14 protein-coding genes and 1 pseudogene are annotated in these 20,942 nt (G+C 33.4%); 2 read left to right on the top strand and 13 right to left on the bottom strand.

Annotated features, from left to right (window positions below; translation table 11 throughout):
• Window positions 1-13: 13 nt before the first annotated feature.
• The 3 genes from ABWU62_RS00200 to ABWU62_RS00190 form a co-directional block, all read right to left on the bottom strand.
• On the bottom strand, window positions 14-871 hold the full coding sequence (locus ABWU62_RS00200) for a hypothetical protein (RefSeq protein WP_341820051.1): 858 nt from the start codon (window positions 869-871) through the stop codon (window positions 14-16).
• A 141-nt stretch (window positions 872-1,012) separates the two neighbouring features.
• Window positions 1,013-2,104, bottom strand: coding sequence for a hypothetical protein (locus tag ABWU62_RS00195; protein WP_353287105.1), 1,092 nt, complete (start codon window positions 2,102-2,104; stop codon window positions 1,013-1,015).
• Window positions 2,105-2,112: 8 nt separating this feature from the next.
• Window positions 2,113-3,585: a hypothetical protein gene (locus ABWU62_RS00190; protein WP_077188281.1), complete on the bottom strand. Its 1,473-nt coding sequence runs from the start codon at window positions 3,583-3,585 to the stop codon at window positions 2,113-2,115.
• A 408-nt stretch (window positions 3,586-3,993) separates the two neighbouring features.
• Between ABWU62_RS00190 and ABWU62_RS00185 the strand changes: the two are divergent.
• A pseudogene (locus tag ABWU62_RS00185) lies at window positions 3,994-4,892 on the top strand (DMT family transporter).
• A 47-nt stretch (window positions 4,893-4,939) separates the two neighbouring features.
• Entirely contained in the window at window positions 4,940-6,247 is a 1,308-nt protein-coding gene (locus tag ABWU62_RS00180) for a UDP-glucose dehydrogenase family protein (RefSeq protein ID WP_019236556.1), read from the top strand.
• A gap of 17 nt (window positions 6,248-6,264) precedes the next feature.
• On the opposite strand, the gene ABWU62_RS00175 is transcribed toward ABWU62_RS00180, so the two are convergent.
• From ABWU62_RS00175 to ABWU62_RS00130, 10 genes are all read right to left on the bottom strand, one after another.
• The gene (locus ABWU62_RS00175; protein ID WP_353287104.1) at window positions 6,265-7,467 is read right to left on the bottom strand and encodes an MFS transporter; all 1,203 of its coding nucleotides are present in this window, start codon (window positions 7,465-7,467) and stop codon (window positions 6,265-6,267) included.
• Window positions 7,468-7,550: 83 nt separating this feature from the next.
• A complete protein-coding gene (locus tag ABWU62_RS00170) occupies window positions 7,551-8,594 on the bottom strand; it encodes a threonine aldolase family protein (protein ID WP_019236558.1) in 1,044 nt (347 codons plus the stop codon).
• On the bottom strand, window positions 8,591-9,640 hold the full coding sequence (locus ABWU62_RS00165; protein WP_026097216.1) for a threonine aldolase family protein: 1,050 nt from the start codon (window positions 9,638-9,640) through the stop codon (window positions 8,591-8,593). The genes ABWU62_RS00170 and ABWU62_RS00165 overlap by 4 nt, the downstream gene beginning before the upstream one ends.
• A gap of 1 nt (window position 9,641) precedes the next feature.
• Window positions 9,642-11,417, bottom strand: a complete 1,776-nt coding sequence (locus ABWU62_RS00160) for an ABC transporter ATP-binding protein (RefSeq protein ID WP_019236560.1) — start codon at window positions 11,415-11,417, stop codon at window positions 9,642-9,644.
• Complete coding sequence (locus ABWU62_RS00155; RefSeq protein ID WP_353287103.1) at window positions 11,418-12,407, bottom strand: phytanoyl-CoA dioxygenase family protein; 990 nt, start codon at window positions 12,405-12,407, stop codon at window positions 11,418-11,420. It lies immediately after the preceding gene.
• Window positions 12,408-12,411: 4 nt separating this feature from the next.
• Window positions 12,412-14,088: a WG repeat-containing protein gene (locus ABWU62_RS00150; protein WP_353287102.1), complete on the bottom strand. Its 1,677-nt coding sequence runs from the start codon at window positions 14,086-14,088 to the stop codon at window positions 12,412-12,414.
• Window positions 14,049-16,376 (bottom strand): glycosyltransferase, encoded by a 2,328-nt coding sequence (locus ABWU62_RS00145; RefSeq protein ID WP_353287101.1) that lies wholly within the window; start codon window positions 16,374-16,376, stop codon window positions 14,049-14,051. Before ABWU62_RS00145 ends, ABWU62_RS00150 begins: the two co-directional genes overlap by 40 nt.
• Complete coding sequence (locus ABWU62_RS00140; protein WP_353287100.1) at window positions 16,333-17,286, bottom strand: NAD-dependent epimerase/dehydratase family protein; 954 nt, start codon at window positions 17,284-17,286, stop codon at window positions 16,333-16,335. Before ABWU62_RS00140 ends, ABWU62_RS00145 begins: the two co-directional genes overlap by 44 nt.
• 125 nt (window positions 17,287-17,411) lie before the next feature.
• Window positions 17,412-18,203 carry an NTP transferase domain-containing protein gene (locus ABWU62_RS00135; RefSeq protein WP_353287099.1) on the bottom strand — a complete coding sequence of 264 codons (792 nt, stop codon included), beginning with the start codon at window positions 18,201-18,203 and terminating at the stop codon, window positions 17,412-17,414.
• 120 nt (window positions 18,204-18,323) lie between these two features.
• Window positions 18,324-20,924, bottom strand: a complete 2,601-nt coding sequence (locus ABWU62_RS00130; RefSeq protein WP_353287098.1) for an ankyrin repeat domain-containing protein — start codon at window positions 20,922-20,924, stop codon at window positions 18,324-18,326.
• Between the last annotated feature and the right edge of the window lie 18 nt (window positions 20,925-20,942).

Here is a 20,942-nt window from a genome sequence, read left to right as displayed (position 1 = left end):
TATTAGTTACAAGTCATCTAGAAAACCCAGATGCTCTACGAAGCCCACCAATCAATATCAGATCCTGCTCTTGTCCTACAGCATTTAATATAGCGTATAACAAAACCATCGCATCTCCCCCAGTAATACGCTTGCATCCTCCACAAAATTCGTATTCACTTAACTGTCGATTTGCCTCCACCCTTTTTCGTTCAACTTGTTCTGCGGTGTTAGCATACTTCAACTCTATTCCAATTGGATGAGTATCATCATTTTCCGCAGATTTTGATAATACTAGGTCTATTTTCCTTCCTCTCTGTAGCTGGAACTCAATAATTACCTTGGCAGGATTATCGCAACTTTGAAATATCCCACGCAACAAAGCCTGAAATTTAGCTTCATTGTTCACGAGTAGACGGTTTCCATTTAATAACGGAGACAACAGACGAGAAATCTCATTAAATAAAACTTCATACCTAGCCCTGTACTCACCATTAACATTACCATCATTACCAAAATTAGGCTCAGCACTCATCAACTGATCTGCAAGTTGATGTAAATTCCTAACATTACCCATTTGTTCTGAAAACCTTCCCTCGAAATAACCTTCACTATGAGAACGTGAGTAAGCACGTAGTGATTCGAATTTCTTTGCAGAAGCCACTTCCAGATGACCCTGGACATCTACTTCACAAAGTACTTGACGCACCTTAGCATCATCTGTGGCTTGAGGCAGTAACGACAGGTTCAATGCTTTGTCTGGTAAAGTCTGCCACTTTAAACGACGAAAAATGTGAAGCACAACAAAACCAATATTTGATAAAAATAGAGCTAAAGTTAACGCATGGCTTACAATATCTGCTGCATCTCCCCTACCACCTGTACGTTTCATTTTCTCTCCCTGAGAGTGGTTAAATAGATACTTGGTAACCCTTACCTCCCGCCCATCATTTGTTTCTAAGTCCCTCCTTGTAGATAAAACATTTCCAAAAACAAACGATGACGTACAGGAAAAAGTGTTACAATGAGGCGATTAAGTGAACTCTGATGCTATGGGTTGTAAAAAACGTTTTACATTTCCCCTAACTCCATTTCCATGAGGATGTAGTAAACCCGGTATTAAGGAAAGACCACCTTCTGAAAAGGCCTGCACAGAAGTTCGGAGACCAGCACCTCCACGTAATTGAAAATTTAACGCTACACAAACAGCACTTGGTGATGAGGTATGAATAGGCAAAGACGAAACAGAACAACTTTTAGCATAATCTTTAGCTTGCTCTAATCCTTCCTCATCACCAACCTTCAACTCAATTATAATTGGAACCGAATCATTTGTCTGATCAACACCACGAACAAGCAAAACAACATCTGCATAACCTTTTCCTATAAGTAGCTCTGGGTAGAAATCAGCCACAGCTCGGTATCTAAAATTTACTAAAAACCCACACAGAAAACCGTGGTAATCAGACTCTGCACGAAACACTAAGCTATCTTCATGTTCATCATGGATATCAATAACATACTCCAAAATTCTTTTAACATTAGTACGCACTTCTCCTGTATCATCATTTGCCAACTCACTCATCAGGTCTAACAATTCACCTTGTTCTCTGATTGGGTTAATTTCATGAAAAATTGGAGCTCCAGGTTCATCACGTTGAGGAAATCTATCTATTTCATGAATAAACCTACATTCTTCTCCAAACCGAAATATTTTATACTCTTCCCAATCCAGATCCTTATCTTCCTGTAATTCTTGTGGAAGATTCTCTTCTACCTGCTGCTTCTCTTCTGCACTAAACCTTGACCCAGGGCTGTTCTCATTATCAGCAACAGTATAACACCTGACTATTCTTCTATTTTCTTTATTAGTGAGAACAGCAACTTTTAGATTTCCATAATTGTCAAAACGAAAATAGACTCTTTCATCTTCAACTAATATACCTGCATCATGTGCAGTAGAAAACATACCAAAAAAGAATGTAGGAAAAAAGCCAGGCTTATTAGCCGAATGCAAAAAAGATGGACAGTTGTTTAAAAAACCTACAAATTGTCTACTAAACTCATCACAACCTCCACTTAATAAAGCCCTAACTAATTCACGATCTTCATTATTACCATGCATAAATACTCCTATTTGTTAACAACTGCAGCAGGCGAAATACTAACATTAGTACCCACTAACGTAGATTGAGGACCTTCAGTGCTAGCAGAGAATAAATTCAAATTTCTCGCTGACTTACACAACTCTTCTATTAAATTGCAGGAGCTAGTTGCATCTATCATCTTAGAATTCCTTGTTTTATCTAAACTATTTGCTATCCTCTCTTTTAATGATTTAAAGCTTTTGTCTGAACAACAATCTTTAGCAAACTTTAAAATACTCAAGACCAAATCAACTTTTTCACCATCGCCAGCACTTTGAGTATCCTTGCTGTTCTCCTGATCTACAATCAAATTTGAAATTGCATTTTCCATTGCAACAAAAGCAATCCTATCTTTAAAAGGATCGACAACATTTATTTTATTTTGGTTAAATACACTAGATTCCCAAAGACTGCTAATAGCTGACCTTGCTTCATTCCTGTTATCCAAGTCATAATCTTTAGAAACTACAACAAATGAAAGCGATGAGAGAAGATGTGCATATCCTCTAGGTGAAAGCATTTTCTCTACTTCAGATCTTGAACATCCCTCGCTCAAGTACTGGATAACATACTTAGTTGTGCAAAGAAAACCGTGCTCTACTAAGTAACTAAGAGGACGATAGATCACACCCCTATCTTTCTTATTCGGTAGCCCAAGTAGTGACTTATGATCTACTTTTGCGCTTATGACTTTACCTAGAAGGGAACTTAAGGTAGAAGCAAGTTTATAGCTAGATTGCAATGGAGATAATTTTGCAATAGCAGAAACTAGCAATTTTTCTCTCTCTTCTTTCACTAATTTTTCTTCAGAACACAGACGATTATAGAAGTGTTCCACTCCCTTACTCCACTTGAAATCTACAGCCTTATTAAATCCATCTTCTGCTTCTATATTTTCTCTAAGGTTACCTGATTCTTGATCAATCCAGAAATTGAAAACAGGATCACGTCTTCCCATGGAACTTAACAATTCAACTCTTGCAAGCTTATCACTGCAAGCTAAATTCCTATCTTCCTCACATGCACCTTTATGAGATAAGTCAGATCTAAAAGACTCTAACGCCTTGTCAAATAATTGCTTAATTTCACTCTCTACACACTCAATACATGCTATTTTATATATAGCAAATGGATTCAACACACCTGATTTAGCTAATTCTCCTACCAATTTAGCAACATCTAGTGTCGCACCTGACCAACAAGATTCATCACGAAACGCATTACATAAGAGGTCCGATTGCTCAACGGTTAGACCCTCTACTGTTACAGGGTGAGCCTTGACCCATTCCTCAATAGCTGAAGTTCTATCACCTTTAACAACATCCTTCAGCTTACTTATTACTTTGCTAGAGATAATCTCTTTATTTTTTTTAGGATCAGAACTGAGACGAGATCTTTTGCTTGGGCCTGCATTACCCTTCAAATCTTCCGTTCCACGTTTAGTTTTACTTTTTGGCATCTAATTACCTCAAAATCAAATATTCAATGAAGGTATTATACAAGCATTAGAATAATATATAAATCGAAAAATTAGTGTGCACCTAAATTTAAGCAGTAATTATAGACCTGCTGCAAAAGAGGAGATATTAAAGAGAGATGTAGCAAGAGGGAATGAGCTTAAATTATCAAATTAACGTTATTCTACTTTACCTCACTAGCATTTTCCTTACCTTGAGCCTTACTATTACTCACAAATATAAACGTTCGTTACATAGCTCTTAATATGTCTAAAGAGACGAAATTTCCCGAATTATTTATAATGAACCCTTACGATCACATTCTGGGGACGTACATCAGAAAACTTTTATATTATTAGTTTTGTAGTAAAATTATATGAGTACATCGTATCTATTAAATCAGAAGCTTTATGGATTACAGATTGAGAGCTTATTTGTTTGGGGTTATCTGGTTTATACTTAGCTTACTTAGTAGTGTAGCTAATGATACTATATCAAAATATCTAAGTTTACATCTTCAGAGTTTTGAAATAATTTTTTTCCGCTTTCTGTTTACCACTATTACCCTTGTACCTTTTATGTTTTACTATGGAATAGAAACTTTTAAAACAAGTCAAATATCTACTCAAATAACCAGGGGTGGGTTGTTGTTTTGTGGAATGACCTTATGGACTTACGGGTTGACTGTTTTCCCCATAGTAACTGCAACGATTATAAGTTTTTCTATACCATTATTTGTTATACTTCTTGCAATCCCTTTACTAAACGAAAATATAATTTGGCAAAGATGGATAGTAACTATTATTGGTTTTGTTGGTATTGCTATTACCACCAAAGCTCATAGTGAAGACTTTAATCCTAAAATCTTATTTTTATTGTATCTGCGTTAATCTTTGCTATATTAGACATACTTAATAAGAAACTTGTGATAAAAGAGTCAGTAATAAGTATGTTATTTTATTCAGCTCTAACGACAACTATTTTTTCTACTCCACCTTTGTTATTTTATTGGCATATGCCTTCCTTGTTGGAGTTAGTATTACTGCTGATTTTAGGAATAAGTTCAAACCTAATTCTGTTCTTCATGTTAAAAGCTTTTGCTCTTACTGATGCTACTGCACTTGCACCGTATAGATACATAGAGCTAATAATTTCTGCAATAGTAACATACGTTATATTTAATGAATTACCTGATAAAAGTGCTTTATATGGTACTTTGATATTAATACCATCAACCTTATTTATAGTTTATTCGGAAGGTAAGGCAATTAAGAAAAATAATGTAACAACAAAAGTTTATAATTGTTAATGGTATTTATTTTAGATGCTAAGCTACATTTTTAAGGTGATAGTAAAATGCACATAACTATTATAGGAGTAGGGTATGTAGGCTTAGTATCTGGTACAATGTTATCGGAGCAGGGCCATAAAGTTGATTGCATTGACATAAATACTGAGAAGATTGAACTTTTGAAATCAGGGAAAATTCCTCTATATGAACCTGGATTAGCAGATTATTTAGAGAATAATATAAAGTCACAAAGGATAAGATTTTTTGATTCGTATTCTCAAATAAATCCCAATACAGAAGTAGTATTTGTAACTGTAGATACTCCATCAGACTCCCTAGGAAATGCAAATTTAAAGAATGTATATAATGCAGTAAGTGAAGTTTCTGAGAGGGTTAATCAAGATTGCTTAATAGTGATAAAGTCAACTATTCCTCCTGGTACTGCAGAAAATATACATAATTATTTATCTAATAAGGGCTATAACTTTGATTTGGGAGTTAATCCAGAGTTTCTCAAGCAAGGCTCTGCAGTATCAGATTTTTTATACCCAGATAGGATAATAATAGGAGTAAAAACTAAGCTAGCTAGGGCAAAACTAGAAGTTATATATAGATCATTTATAGATAAGAATATTCCGTTAATAGTCACTGATACAGTTACTGCTGAAATGATTAAATATGCTTCTAATGCTTTTCTAGCAACAAAGGTTGCTTTTATCAATGAGATGGCAGGTTTATGTGAGCTATTAGGAGCAGACATTGACCTTTTAGCTAACAGTATGGGAATGGACCATAGAATAGGTAAGGAATTTCTCAAAGCTGGTCCAGGATTTGGAGGATCATGTTTTCCTAAAGATTTGTCAGCTTTAATAAGGCTTGCTGAAGATCACAATGTCAAGCTACAAATTTTAAATTCAGTTAAGGAATCTAACTATAATCATATAACAAACATTGCTAAAAAGGTAGAATATGTATTAAATGGAGTCCAAAATAAAAAAATAGCGATATGGGGGCTAACTTTTAAGTCTGGTACTGATGATGTAAGAAATAGCCCAGCTATAGACGTTGCAAAATTGCTAGTGAATAACAAGGCTAAAATTACTGCATATGATCCAATGGGGATGGATAATGCTAGGCAAGTTCTAAAGGATATAGAGTACGCGGACAGCGCTATAGGAGCTGCAAGAGACGCGGAAGCCTTATTATTATTAACGGAGTGGAAAGAATTTAAAAATCAAGATTTTGCAAGTTTAAAGAGTATTATGGCTGCACCTAATATTTTTGATTTCCGTAATTTATTAGATAGCGAGCTATTACTAAGATATGGTTACCATATTTATTCCTTGGGTAAAAAATCTATCTACAAAGTTTAACTGTTGAGAAATTTTTTTTACACCGCTTTACTTAGTTTTTTAAGATCTTTGCTTGATAGTATGGAAAAGCAAACGAGTGCAACAACAGAGCAAATGGAAAAAAATGAAAACATAATACTGTTACCACAGTGCTTAACAAGTACTCCTAAGAGCAGACATGAAAATATTGAACTTGCAATATACCCAAATAATCCTGTTAAGCTTACAATTGCACATACATTATTTTGTGGAGCAATTTCTACAGCTATAACACCTGTCAGTACTTGAACTCCAAATATAAAGAATCCTGATAAGATTGCACCAAGGTTCATAAGAATTATGTTTTGGCCAAAGTTCATTGCAATAAAAGTGAGTGCTATACCCAACATGTAAAGTAATGCCAGCAAGCTTCTATTTTGAAAAAAGTACATATCACTAATTCTTCCTGTGATTAAAGTTCCAAGGATTCCACCTAAATCATATACGCCTGTTATTAGTGAGGATTGTACAAGAGAAATTTGTAATTTATCCCTTAAAATTATAGGAAACCAAAAGAAGATTCCCATTTTTATAATATAAGCACAAAAAGTAGCACAACATAGAAACCATATGGAACTTTTCACTTTGACACCTATCTGAGATTTCTGCACCTTATAATAGGTAGTAAAGTTGGCACTTTCTTTGTAATATGCTTTTAATATTATATAAATTCCAAAAAGTAAGCATAAGAGACCAGAGTACAAAAATGCACTTTTTGCATCATATATTTTAATTATACTTGGTAATACAATTAAAGTAATACAAGAACCAAGTTGCTGAGATGCGCTCATAACTCCCCATGATGATGCAATTGAAGAGATGCTAGAGTTTGTAACCATAAACTTGGTAATAGCTGGCCAACCTAACCCTTGTGTCCAAGCTAATAATATTAATGTTAACAGTAATAAAGTTAGATTATTATATGATAAAGTTATACCAATGGTTAATAATCCAGTTGCAATATTGCATAGCCCAAACATAAATAATGGATTATTTTTGGAGTCCATGATTATTCCATTAACGAATTTTGATACTCCATAAAAAAAAGAAAAGCAGGCAAAAAAATAGCTTAATTTTACATGGTCAGTATCTATTAACAGTGGTAGAGCAATTGGTATACTTTGTCTTGATAAATAAAGCAGCATATATCCACAGAAGAATAGCAAATATTGAAAGAAGACAAAGTTCACACCTATTCCCAAATAGCTCTATGCAGATGCTAGCATAATACTATATTGGTATAATATTGTTTGACAAGAAGTTTGCAAACAATTAGTGCAGAAAATTACTTGCTTAGTATCTTTCTTATAGCAGATACAGTAGTATTAATATCTTCATAGCTTATATCTCTATGTGTTATAGCTCTGATTTTACCTCTTATGTTAGCCATTCTAATTCCATAATTTGTAACTAGTACGTTTATTAATTCTTGAGTAGATATACAATTAGTACGTAATGAAAAATACGCTATATTAGTTTTGTATAGGTCGATATCAATTATAACTTGATCTATGGAGTCTAGGCCTTCTATAAGGTGCTGCATCTTTTTATGATCTTCCTCTAAACAATTTATATTATTATGTAAAGCATATAAACATGCAGCTGAAATAATGCCAGCTTGGTGCATACCTCCGCCAATTTGAAACTTATAGTACCAAGCTTTTTCAATAAACTCTTCACTTCCAAGCAATATTGCGCCCATTGGAGCACCTAATCCTTTACTAAAATCAATGAATACCGAATCAAAATAACTTGCATACTCTTTTGGAGATATTTTAGTATGAGCACAAGCGTTGAACAGTCTTGCTCCATCTAAATGAGTGAATACGTCATTCTCTTTGCAGAGACTTGAGATCTCTTGAATATATTCTAAAGGCCACACAGCTCCACCACCAAAATTTGTCGTTTGTTCGATAGAAACAAGCCCAACTCTCGGAATATTTCTTAAACTAGGACGAGTAATAAACTCAACAATTTGTTCTCCAGTAAATATTCCTCTCGTACCTTTGATGGGCAAAGGAGTGGCATGTGCCTGGGCTGCGATCAAGCCAGATTGTACTATGAGCGGATGTGAAGTTTCATCAAGCAGCAAGTAATCACCAGGTCTTTGAATGTGTACTTTATAAGCAATTACATTGGACATCGTTCCTGAAATCAAAAAGATTCCTGCAGGTTTACCTAATATTTTACATGCGGTTGCCACTAATTCGTTCACAGTTGGATCTTCACATGCAGCTTCGTTTCCAACTTTTGCTTTAGCCATCGCTTCCCTCATTTTAGCTGAAGGGTCAGTGTTTGAATCGCTAAAGAAATCTATTTTTATTCTCATATTAAATTTAACACAACTTCCTTTATAATTTCAGCAGCTTTCATGATGTCTGTTTCCTTTGTGCCAAGATGGGTAACTGCTCTTATATGAGACTCGAGCCAAGGAAAAAGCAATAAACCATAAGCTTGGCACTTACTCAAGAAAACCTCATTAGTTACATTTAGTGCTTTTATACTAAAGCTTACTATATTAGTTTCTGGATAAGGTAGTACCAGTTTTATGTGTGGAATTTCTTTAATCTTATCTGCAAACAATTTAGCGAGCTTATTATCTTCTTTAAGCCTAGAGATATTATTCTGTAGTACGTATTTTGCTGCATTAGCACAATACCCTATCTGATGATAACCACTACCTAGCCAAACCTGTAGCTTTTTAGCCCTTTCAATTATCTCTCTTTTACCCATAAGCATTGAACCAAAAGGAGCGCCAAGTCCTTTAGTAAAAGAAAAGCTCATTGTATCCACATATTTAGCATAATCTGCTAAAGCAATATTTGTTTCGATATGAGCATTAAATATTCTTGCACCGTCTAAATGAAGATTTACATTGTGAGCTTTTAAAAAGTGATATAACTCGACTTGTTTTTCAAAAGGATAAATTTTACCATTAAACCCATTTATACTATTTTCTATAGAAACAAGACTCACCTGAGCAAAAATTTTATACCTCGGCTTAGAATTAATAGCATATTCTACTTCATCAACATCTAAGATTCCGCTATTATTTCTAATACAATTAAATACGATATTATTTACTTTTGCATTGCCTGCACTATCGAAAAAATTAATGTGATAATTATAATTAGTTATTAGTTCATCACCAGGACTTGTTTGAATGGCAATGGCTAATCTATTTGCAAGCATACCGCTGGTTACAAATAATGCTTCTTCTACTTTGAATAATTGTTTGCAATATTCTGATAAGTCATTACAGCTTTTGTCTTCACCATAAGCAAAATCTCCAACAGTTGCATTACTTATTGCATGTATAACGTTGGAGCTCTGCAGAGTTGTAGTGTCACTTCTCAGATCAATAATTTTTTCCATCTTATTTCTTGCCATTCAAACAACCAATTTGAGCATTCCAAAGTTCCTTGTAAAGACCTTGCTTAGAAACTAATTCAGCGTGTTTACCATCTTGGACAATTTTTCCTTTGTTAAATACTATAATTCGGTCCATGTGTAAAAGTGTAGAAATACGGTGTGCTATAGTAATCGTAGTTTTATTTTTCATCAATTTGAATAAACTCATTTGAATTGTTTTTTCTGTTATAGAATCTAACTGACTAGTTGGTTCATCGAGAAATAATATTGGAGCGTTTTTTAAAAATGCCCTTGCTATTATTATTCTTTGTCTTTCTCCTCCAGATAGCTTGATGCCTTTTTCTCCAACTGTAGTTCCATATTGATCTGGTAGAGTCATAATGAAATCGTGAATACCAGCCAGCTTTGCAGCTCTCATTATTTCTTCGATAGTAGATTGAAGTTTACCATATATGATGTTTGCTAAAATAGTATCATGAAATAACAATGGGTCTTGAGGTATTACAGATATTTGTTGCCTCAAAGAACTCTGTGTAACTTCTGATACTATTTGATTATCAATCTGTATATTACCTTTTTTAACATCAAATAGCCTTAGAATTAAGTTTATAAAAGTAGATTTACCACCTCCAGAATAACCAACTAGACCTACCTTTTCGCAAGGATTAATGGTAACTGAGAAATCTTGAAATAATGGCTCCTGACCTTCATAAGAAAAAGAAACATTGTTAAACGTTATTCTTCCACTTAATAAATTTAATTCTTTAGCATTTTCCTTATCTTGAATTTCTGGTACGGTAGTCAAGATTGGCAATGCATCTGAAACTTTGCCGAAATGAGTAGAAAATTGGGTAAGATTCCTAGTTAGATGGTTAAGAAACTCTATAATCGATATATTAATTCCAAGTACAAGAACAATATCTCCTATTGCGATTTTGTTCAATTGATAATCATGAATTAAAAAATACAAGTTTACTGCTTGGAGTATATCAAATGAATAGCCGTATATAAACCAAAGCCAAAAGTATGCCCATTGTAATTTTCTCTCTGCAATAGTTCTTTTCTTGCATATTTGAAAAAATTTGTGTCTCTCATGTGCTTGCTGAGAAAATAACCTTACTGATATAACATTTAAAATACTATCTGCTATACTAGCTATTACCTGTGAATTTTGTTTAGAGTAATTATCAGCTAATTCAGTAAGCACACGAAAGCTGAAAATCGAGACTAAAATAAAAATGCTTACCCAAGTGAATGTAGCGATTGCAAACTTTATGTTTACTAATGATAAGGTATAAATAGCTAAGACTAATGCTATACTGTAACCGAAAAAACAATCTATAAGCAATCTTATTAACTCTATCACACTATCCATTAAGCTACTGACCTTATGTACTAAGCTTCCAGATAAATTGTTCTGATAATAGGAATGGTCTTGTTGGAGTAGCCTACAAAAAGATATATCAGCTATCTTTTGACGCATTAAGGTAAACATTTGAATGTCAACAAAATAGCCATAGAATCTAAAAGCAGTAGTGATAAGTAATGCCATACCAAGATAAGCGCTTACAGGTAATAAAAGATTTTCAATTACATTACCTTCCTGATATTTTACAGCTGTATCTAGAATATTTTTTACTAAATACTTTCTAAAAGACAAATCAACAGCTACCACCAGGGCAACTAAAGACATTATAAGTACATTAAGTTTGAATTTAGATGCTATATTCAAGATGAACATCAATACACATTTGAAGCTATCAACTCTACTTCTGTTCATTTATAATGCTAGCTCCACTACGTTGACTTTTTTATTGAGAAATACAAGTAGTGAAAACCATAAATTTTTGTATATTTTTCCTGAGATGTCTCCAGCATCATGTAGTGCTGATGCTTGATTGAGAATAAGTAGCTTATATAAATCTCGCTTAGCCTTAGTAGTGTCGATCTCAGAAATATTTGTAGTTGTGTCTGTAATAAAGGCTAACCAGCTCTTGATAAGTTCTTCCATGTTTTTTGCTTTTACACTTTCCTGGTAGCCAAACAATGACAAGCATTCTATCAGTACAGATTCTGTTAACTCACCACAATTGAGTATACCAAAAACTGAAGGCTGAGGTTTTGGCACATAGGGAAGATCTTGATCTTTTATAATCCACCTTGTTACATAAGCAAATCTATCTTTAGCATCTGTATTCTTATCACTACCATGCCATAACCGTGAATCAAAAACTATTGCATCTCCTGCTGAAATAGGTAATGACTTAATTTTGTAATTTTCCCGATTATTTGAGTACTGATCAAAAAAATATGGGTACCAAAAATCAACTAAAGGCTGTATTTCCCATTTATGACTGTTTTCTATAATTTGCAGTGCACCTGAAGTTTCACTTACATTATTCAAAGCTAACCAAACAGAAAAGTGGTAAGGATCATTGAAACTATAGGAGATGTCTTGATGGAAGGGAACTGCATCTATTAAATCAGCAGTTTTACATATAACATTTGATTTTTTCTGCAGTATCTGACACTGAAGTGACTTTTCAAGGTAATTTTTAATAATTTTATCTAATGCTTGAGAGATAATTCTAGTTACTCGAGATGACGTACCCCATCTGCCGGTACAGTTTAAGTAGTCAGAAGTTGAAACACTTAGTTCTTGGGATAGCTTTGATATCTTATTTGTTATATCACTTAAAGACTGAGTTATTAGCTCTAAAGGAACCAGATTTTTGATAATAAAAAAACCATTTTTTTGTAATGTTTCCATGTGATTAACACCTGACATCAATAACTGATAAGTAATCTGTTAAAGGTAAAACAGCAAAAATTTTGAATCCTTTTACTTGTTTGAGTATTTTTTCCCAATCGTTTAATGTTCTTAGTTTACCTCCTGTTTCAACCATGACATTAATATCTACAGAGCCTCCAGTTGGAGAGCGGTAATCTAAAATAGTTTCTATCAATAAAATACGAGATATTCCTTTGACCAATTTTAAATAAGATAATACTTTATCATCATCATAATGCTGCAGAAAGCGGCAAAAGACACCTAATTCATAATTTGTAACTGATAGTTCTTCCTGAGTTATAAGTTTGACTTTTAAATTTTCTACTAACTGTCTTGGTACTTTATGTTCGTTATATAGGCCTATAGAACCTTTATTGTGTATATCAGAATAAGCAAGAAATAAAGAGTGTACACCAAATAGCAATATATTCTTAGCACCATCTATATTAATCCTAGAATTAAACTCTTTAGTATCAAATCTAGAATATCCTAGCAATGCTTGGTAAAACGCTATTTTCTTATCTTCTGATGCTTCTCTTTCCTTAAAAGATTCAAATGAAGAGATGGACTTCTGTTTTAGTATATCGGCAATCTTTAACCAATTCTTTTCAGCGGCAACTCTTGCCCACATCGTTGCTGCTTTTGGCAAAAATGGTATTTCCTTAAAACACTTACCTTTTGATGATAGTTGCCATAAGTCCTTGTCCTTATCGTAATCAATAAACCCTATTTCCCACAACGCCCTTAACAGCCTTTCTAGATTTGGTACGATAATGTTTAACTTTTTAGATAAAAACGGCACAGTTGCAGGTAAAATATTTAACAAATCAAGTTCAATAGCAACGCTTGTTAGGTAAGTTTTCCAAAAGGCTGAAAGTTCTGCAGAAATCCTATGCACTTGAGATTCTTTACCTAAATCAAAAATACTAAACTTTACATTTCCGGTAATATTGATTTGTCCTAACAAACCTTCAAAAGTTTCAACCTTTGCCATGCCATTATAGAATGCTTCTACCATTTTAAATCTCTGCTGGTAAACAGGATCACCATTAATATCTATATGAAACCAACCATGTTGATCTTCTGCAATAGAATACCCTTTATGAAAAACATTAAGTTTTTTATACCATTTATTATGTACTAACTTTCCATGATGATTAATATGTGTAGCTTTACCATCCTTATAGACTACAGCGATACCATCCTTAAAATCTCCAACATAATCATATTCCTCCTGATAAATCCTGTTGCCATTTAAATTAATATGAAAACATTTATCATGTCTTCTAACTATACAAGCATCTTCCTGATAATTTCCAACCCATTGATAAGACTGTTTGTATACTCTACATCCAGATGGATCAATGTGATAACACCCTGTATCATCTTCTACGGCCGCTCTATTGAAGTAGAATCCAAAAGTTTTTAGAAATCTATGATGATAAACTGCTTCTCCTCTTACATTGATATGATAAGCGCCTGTCTGATCATAAACCGGTGCAAGACCGGGCTCATGAAATTTACCAGCCTTTATAAACCTATTTTCATACAAAGGATTTCCTAGTAATTCGTGAAAGCTCTCACACGGTGAAATTTTAATAGATCTAAGATTATCTTTGATTAATTGATCAAAGGTTTTCTCATGTTGCATGTTTTGCATAATTTGTAATTTAAATAATTCTTTTGTAAGCTTAGGTACTCACTACTCTGCCATATTTCCTCGAGTTTAACCTCATTAACATTACCAAAATTTCCTAATGTCTTACGGAGTTCATCTGGAGCACAGCAAGGACTAAACTTTCCTTCATTGTTTATCCATGCTTCTTTACCTAAAAATGGGCATTGACCACCTGGAGCCAAATCCTTAATACCTTCTTGAGAAAGGATTGTGAAATTTTCTAATTTTATCTTTTTACCATTTGGCAATAGAATATTATCTCTAAGTTCGTATAACCTTCTCACCTCCGTGTTCCATCTACTAATTGCTAACTCATCTCTTCTCATAGATAGATCCTTAATTTCCTCAAAATGTGCCCAAAGATGATGTCCTTTAACTCTATCTATGCCATTTTTTATGGCCATCTTAACTATGTCATAGAGTTCATATAAATTACTTTCCAAAAATGTTAATTGTAAAGTAACGGTACACCTTTCACCTGTATTGCTAAAGTATTTATCTCTAACTTCAAGGAAAGTTTTTAAATTTTCTGTCACTACTTCCCATTTTGAACCTTTCATGATTCTTTCATGAGTTTCTTTAGTTGCCCCATTCCAGGAAATCTTAACATCAGACAAAATTGGCACCAATAATTCAGCCCATTTTCTAGCTCCTTTAATAGGAAAAGAACCATTGGTCGTAAGATTAAGCTTCAGGCCGAACTCATGGCACAAATTGATTATTTCATCAAAGCTTTTATACATTAAAGGCTCACCCATAGTAGAAGGAATGATTTCCCTTAAAGGTGTGCCAGCTGCTTCCTTAATTACTTTTCTGATAGTTTCTATCGACAGTATCTTAGGTTTTATTCCTTTAGCTTTCTTTTCTTCTTTAACTTTGCTGTATGGTGAAAAACATTCGCACATTATACAAGCAAAATTACAGTAATCTGGATTAGTATCAAAAGTAATTCTCCAAGGACCGGGTTTAACAGCTACTGATTTGCCTTTCTTTTCAATAGCATCACGGTAAATCTTGTTAAGTTTTTCAGTATGCTCACTTATAGAAGGTATATTTCCATTTTCAGTATAAGGATAGCCTTTTTGGGTAAGTTTATTGTATAACTCCTGATTTGTAGATAGGACTTGCATTTTTTCTGACAAACTACTTGCATCTCTGTGCTTAAACAATAGTCCATCTCTTACATATTCTGCCATGCCACCATAATCGGCTGTTATAACTGGTATTCTAAGTTGCTGTGCTTCATGTATTACTAACGGTGAATTTTCACCCCAAATTGAAGGAACGACTATTGCATCAACTTTATTAAATACGTCAGTAACTATATTCTTATTATCATAACCTCCCATCCACTCTATTCTTTCTTTCACAACAGGTGAAAACTGATCGGCAATCGCTTTTAAAGCTTTAGTTTCTTCTCTTGCTGCTCCCCAAATTCTAAGTTTTGCTTTAGATGATAAGTGAGAAAAAGCTTTCAATAATAGATCAACACCTTTTTCGGGAGTATGAGTACCAATATAACCGAAAATAAACTCTTTTTCTTGTACTCTATTTCTATTCTTAAGACGATTGAGATCAAAACCATAATCAAGATAAGAAATTTTGTTTATCGGAACATTAAAATCCTGAGTAAATTTGTCCATCAAGAATTTCGATGGGGAAATAAAGTAATCTATATAGTCTATTATTTTCCTTGTGTGCTTCATTCTAGTTGCAACCCATTGTTCCCAATAATTTATGTCTAAATTCAGGAATTCTTCATCTCCTGTAAAATATCCTTTGTAACATTGGGTTACACATTTTTGATCCTTTTGTCCATCACAAAGCTGTAACAAATCTCCAGAATTGCGTTGAATAAACCTTCCTCTTGGACACATTAACCAAAAGTCATGTAGCGTAAAAATTGTAGGTATATTTTCTTTAAAAGCAATTTCTGGTAAAGTAATTGATAGATGATTAAGATGACCAAAATGTATAAGATCTGGCTGAAAGTTATCTATTACTCTTTTAAATTGTATATCTACTTCTTCATTGATAAATTTGTAACGATATTTAGCTGTGGGTATATTAATTAAATGCAGTAAGATTCGAGAATCACTACGATCTAGGACTGTAGTGTAATAAAAATCAGGTAAAAAGCTATTTTCATACCTAGTAAATACTTGTACCTCATTGTTATTTGCTAGTTCATGAGCAAGAGTTTGGCTGTAAACCTCTGAACCAGCACTATAATAAGGAGGGTAACCATGAATAACTTTTAATATTTTCATATATTACCATATCTATATTGTTAGGATACTCTTGTATATTGTTTTGTAGACTTTTCATAAAATTGCTTAATCCTACCTCTAATGAATGCTTTGGAGACCAACCAAGTAGCTCTTTAGCTCTAGTAAAATCACCATGGAACTTAGTTACGTCAAAATTTCTTGGAGGATAAAAATCAATTCTAGAATCACTTTTCGTGACTTTTAATATTGTTTTTGCTAAGTTTTCTAAAGTACATGGGCTATTAGTAGTAAGATGAATAGCAGGAAGAGAAGATTTTTCACTTTGTAAATATTTAACAGTTAAGCATATACCCTCTATAACATCATCCAAGTAGGTAAAATCAAAAACGCATTCTTTACCTTCTATTTTAATTGGATCACCTCTTAATGCATTAATACAGAGTGCAGGAATTACTCTACTGTTATGATCTAGTAAACCACCGTATACATTTGAAAAGCGTAATATTGCTACATTAAAATCTTTTAAACTTGTTATTTGTTCCTCAATAAATGCTTTACCTTTGGCATAATTATTTATTGGATCGATACTAGCAGATTCTGTAACCGGCAGTTCCTTCTGCTCTCCATAGACTTCCCTACTACTTGCATATATAAACCATGGTTTATTTGGAAGTGACTTACATAACCCTAAAAACTGCATTGTACCATCAACATTAATTTTTCTACACAGTTCAGGATAAAGTTCACCATGTATAACTCGAGAAATTGCAGCCAGATGAATAATTCCTGTACACTGAGCAAGTAGTGGTACTATATCTTCTGAAAAAAAACTGAGTGGATTGTTGTGAAACCTAATATCACAGCTTATTACTTCATGGCCCTGGTTTTCTAACTTTTTCACCAAGGTTGACCCTATCAAACCTGCAGCACCTGTTATTAATATCTCCATGTATACCCTCTCACTACAACTAGGAAAATTTGTCGTACCAATTATCTTACAAGTAAGAATCAAAAGGTATTATAAAACCAGTATAAAACAAATGTCAACTTAAATTAATGAATAAGAAAATGTAGTTATGAAAGAAAAGTTGGCCGCCTTTTTTTTTGAAAATAGTGTTCGGCTTTAATCAAATCCTCTTTATTATTTACTCCCATTGCTTCTCTTTCATCAGAAACTACATAACCTACACTCAAGTTATTGTTTGCTGCAATGGGTACTATATCATTAAGACAATATTCATTGGTCGAATTATTAAATTTTATTTCTTTTACTAAGGTAAAAAGATCTTTAGCATATGAAACTATTATTCCAGAGTTTGCAAGAAGCATTTTATCTCCTGAAACTATTATTCCAGAGTTTGCAAGAAGCATTTTATCTCCATTTTTTAGGATTTTTTGAACATTTCCGTAATTATCAATTACTAATCTTCCATATTGTTCATCTTGACTATTGAATCCAAGAAGAACTAAATTATTATACTTTAAACAATCAGTCATTTTCATAACTGTATCACTAGATATAAAGGGAGTGTCTCCATACTGTATTAAAACTATGTCTTGATCAGATAACTCCTCCAGATTTTCTAGAGCAATTTTAACTGCAGTGCCAGTACCTGTAATATCTTCTTGAATTATTAGTTTTATATTGTATTGATCGATTATACTTTTTAGGGTATCAAACTTTTCTAAATCTTTTAGAAGGGAGTTGTTAACAACAATTGATAAGCTTTTTAGACTCAGCAATTTTGCATTAGAAATTATATGTTCTAAAAGAGTAAGATTTCCCACTTGGTGCAACGCTTTTGAATATTCAGAATTCATTCTACTGCTCTTTCCTGCTGCTAATATTATCAAAATGTTACTCATACATGACTTAGGGATTGATTAGATAGTAAGTTAATTTATAATTAATAAGATGTAAAGCCCACTATAATTTTCTAAATGATCTAGATCTTGGCACCCTCATTAGAGTTTCATTTAAGAGAGCTATAACTTTAAACTCTTTACTCGATTTTCTACGCTGACATCTTGTAAACTCTGATCTGGACTTTTTAATATTTCTAATAATCTACTTGCAAGGTTTGAGTGTTTATTGATTACTACAACCTGGACTAATGACTTGCCTTGATCATCACGAGCATTTGTTACAGCTACGCGCTCATCGGGTTTTATTGCTTTCAGCTTACTGATAATTTCAACATTACCATTTTTTGCATTTTCAAATAGCTCTTCTACTAATTTCAATAGGTTAGTAATATTCTGGTCTCGAGAAAGATCAAGTGGTGTTTTACCTTCTTTATTCTTGATGTTATAAATTGCACCATGTTTCAACAAAGATTTTACAGCTTCGAAAAAGCTATTTTCAGTAGCAACATGCAACGACGTAGTGCCTTTAACTATTGTTTTAGCATTAATAAAATCACTCAATTTATTGTGGCTTACACGTTGTAACAAAGCTTCAATAATTTCTTTATGACCTTTGGAAGCAGCAGTGTGTAATGGTGTATTACCTTTGTTAGTAACTTTAGTAGCATCAGCTCCATTTGCTAGCAAGATATTTACAACTTTTATGTGCCCATTATTAACAGCATAATGTAATGGCGTTCTTCCATCCACGTTCTTCGAATCAATGATTGCTCCATCTCTAATGGAACTCTCAATTCCTAAATAATTATTATCTTCTATAGCCTTAAATAACTTCTCAACCAATTTTAGTAATTTTATTACTTCTGGGTTTCCTCTTCTTTCCGCAAAGTGTAATGGTAAAACATATCTACCTCCTTCAGCTCTAGCATTAAAGTATGCTCCGCTCATAAGTAGAGACCTAACTATATCTAAATTACCAATTTGTGCCCCTAAGTGTAAAGGCGTAGCATTTTTATCCATTTTTGCATTAACATCCGCTCCATTTATAATAAGAGTTTTAACTACCTTAGGATGACCATATTGAGCTGCAAGATGTAGGGCTGTGCCTTTATTTTGATTTTCTTTTACATTTACATCAGCACCATGTTTCAATAGAACGGTTGCTATCTGATCATAACCTTTTTCTGCTGCAAAATGTAAAGGAGTCCAATTTGTGTGATCTAAAGCATTAATATCTGCTTCCTTTTCTAAGAGCAATTCAACCACCTCTAAATGATCATGGTCTACTGCAAAGTGTAGAGGTGTAGTACTTTTAACTGTTTTAGCATTAATGTCTGCTCCTTTATCAAGCAAAGATTTAGCAACTTCTAAATTACCATCATATGCTGCACAATGTAGAGGAGTCCAACTTCTGTTATCTAGAGCATTAATATCTGCTCCATTTTCAATCAAGAAATTCATTATTTCCAAGCGATTATGTTCTGCTGCCAAATGTAGAGCTCTTCTACCATCATCCATCTTTGCATTTATATTTGCTCCTTTTGCAATTAAGCTCTCTACTATTTTTAAAGAAAAACCATTATATGCTGCATTATGTAAAGGAGTCCAATTCTGATCATCCACGGTGTTAATGTTTGCTCCATTTTTAATTAAAAAATCACTCACCTCGAAATGACTTTGCTGAATTGCTAGATGCAAAGGTGTAAAACCTTCGTTTTTTTTAGCATTAACATTGGCTTTTTTCTCTATTAGTAGCTTCACTACTTCTAAGTGACCATTCTGAGATCCTATATGTAAAGCTGTGGAATTATCGTGGTCCTTAGCATTAACATCAATTCCCCTTACGAGAAGAAGAGACTTAACTACTCCAAAGTGATTACGTTCTGCTGCTAAATGTAGAGGTGTAAGATTCTCATAATCCTTAGCATTAACATTAGATTTTGCTTTTAGTAAAATGTCTACTAACTCTAAAAAGCCATTTTGAGACGCTAAATGTAGAGGTGTAATCTTATCATCTGTTTTTGCATTAACGTTTGCTCCCGCTTCAAGCAGAACTTTAACTATATCTAACCTACCAGTTTGTGTTCCCAGATGTAAGGGTGTAATGTTTGCATCAACTTTATGATTACCTATGCCTGAAGATCCAGCGTTAATATTAGACCCTTGTGAAATAAGAGCTTTAACTACTTCGAGGTTACCATTTTGTACTGCAGAATGCAAAGGTCTTGCTCGATCATTATTTACAGCATTAACATCTAATCCCTTTTCAATAAAAACATTTACTATATCTAGATGACCATTCTCTGCTGCTAGGTGTAAAGGTGTATTAAGTTTATCTGTTTTAGTACTAAGATCTGCTCCATTTGCAATCAAGGTGTTGACTATATCTAAATATCCTTGCTGGGATGCAAAACTTAAAGGTGTAAAGCCTAGAATGGTCTTATGGTTTACATCTGCTCCATGAGCAATAAGAAAGTTAACCATCTCTAAGCGATTTTTTGCAATTGAAAAATACAGTGGCGTAAAGCCATCGTACTTAATCTCTGAATTAATATCTAAACCTTCTCCTAATAAAGTGTTGACTAAATCCAACTGACCATTTCCTGCTGCTAAATGTAGTGGTGTAAGACTAAGATGTTTCTGAGTTTCATAATTTTCGTTTAAAAACTCTACAAAAAATTGTAGCTGATCCAGATTATTAGATATTCTATTAGTAAACATAAAGGCCTCGCATGAAGA

Origin of the sequence: Wolbachia endosymbiont (group B) of Gerris lacustris (genome assembly GCF_964028355.1) — a bacterium.
Classification (GTDB): Bacteria; Pseudomonadota; Alphaproteobacteria; order Rickettsiales; family Anaplasmataceae; genus Wolbachia.
Note: the sequence above shows the minus strand (reverse complement) of the source record. Positions and strands in the feature narration are given on the sequence as shown.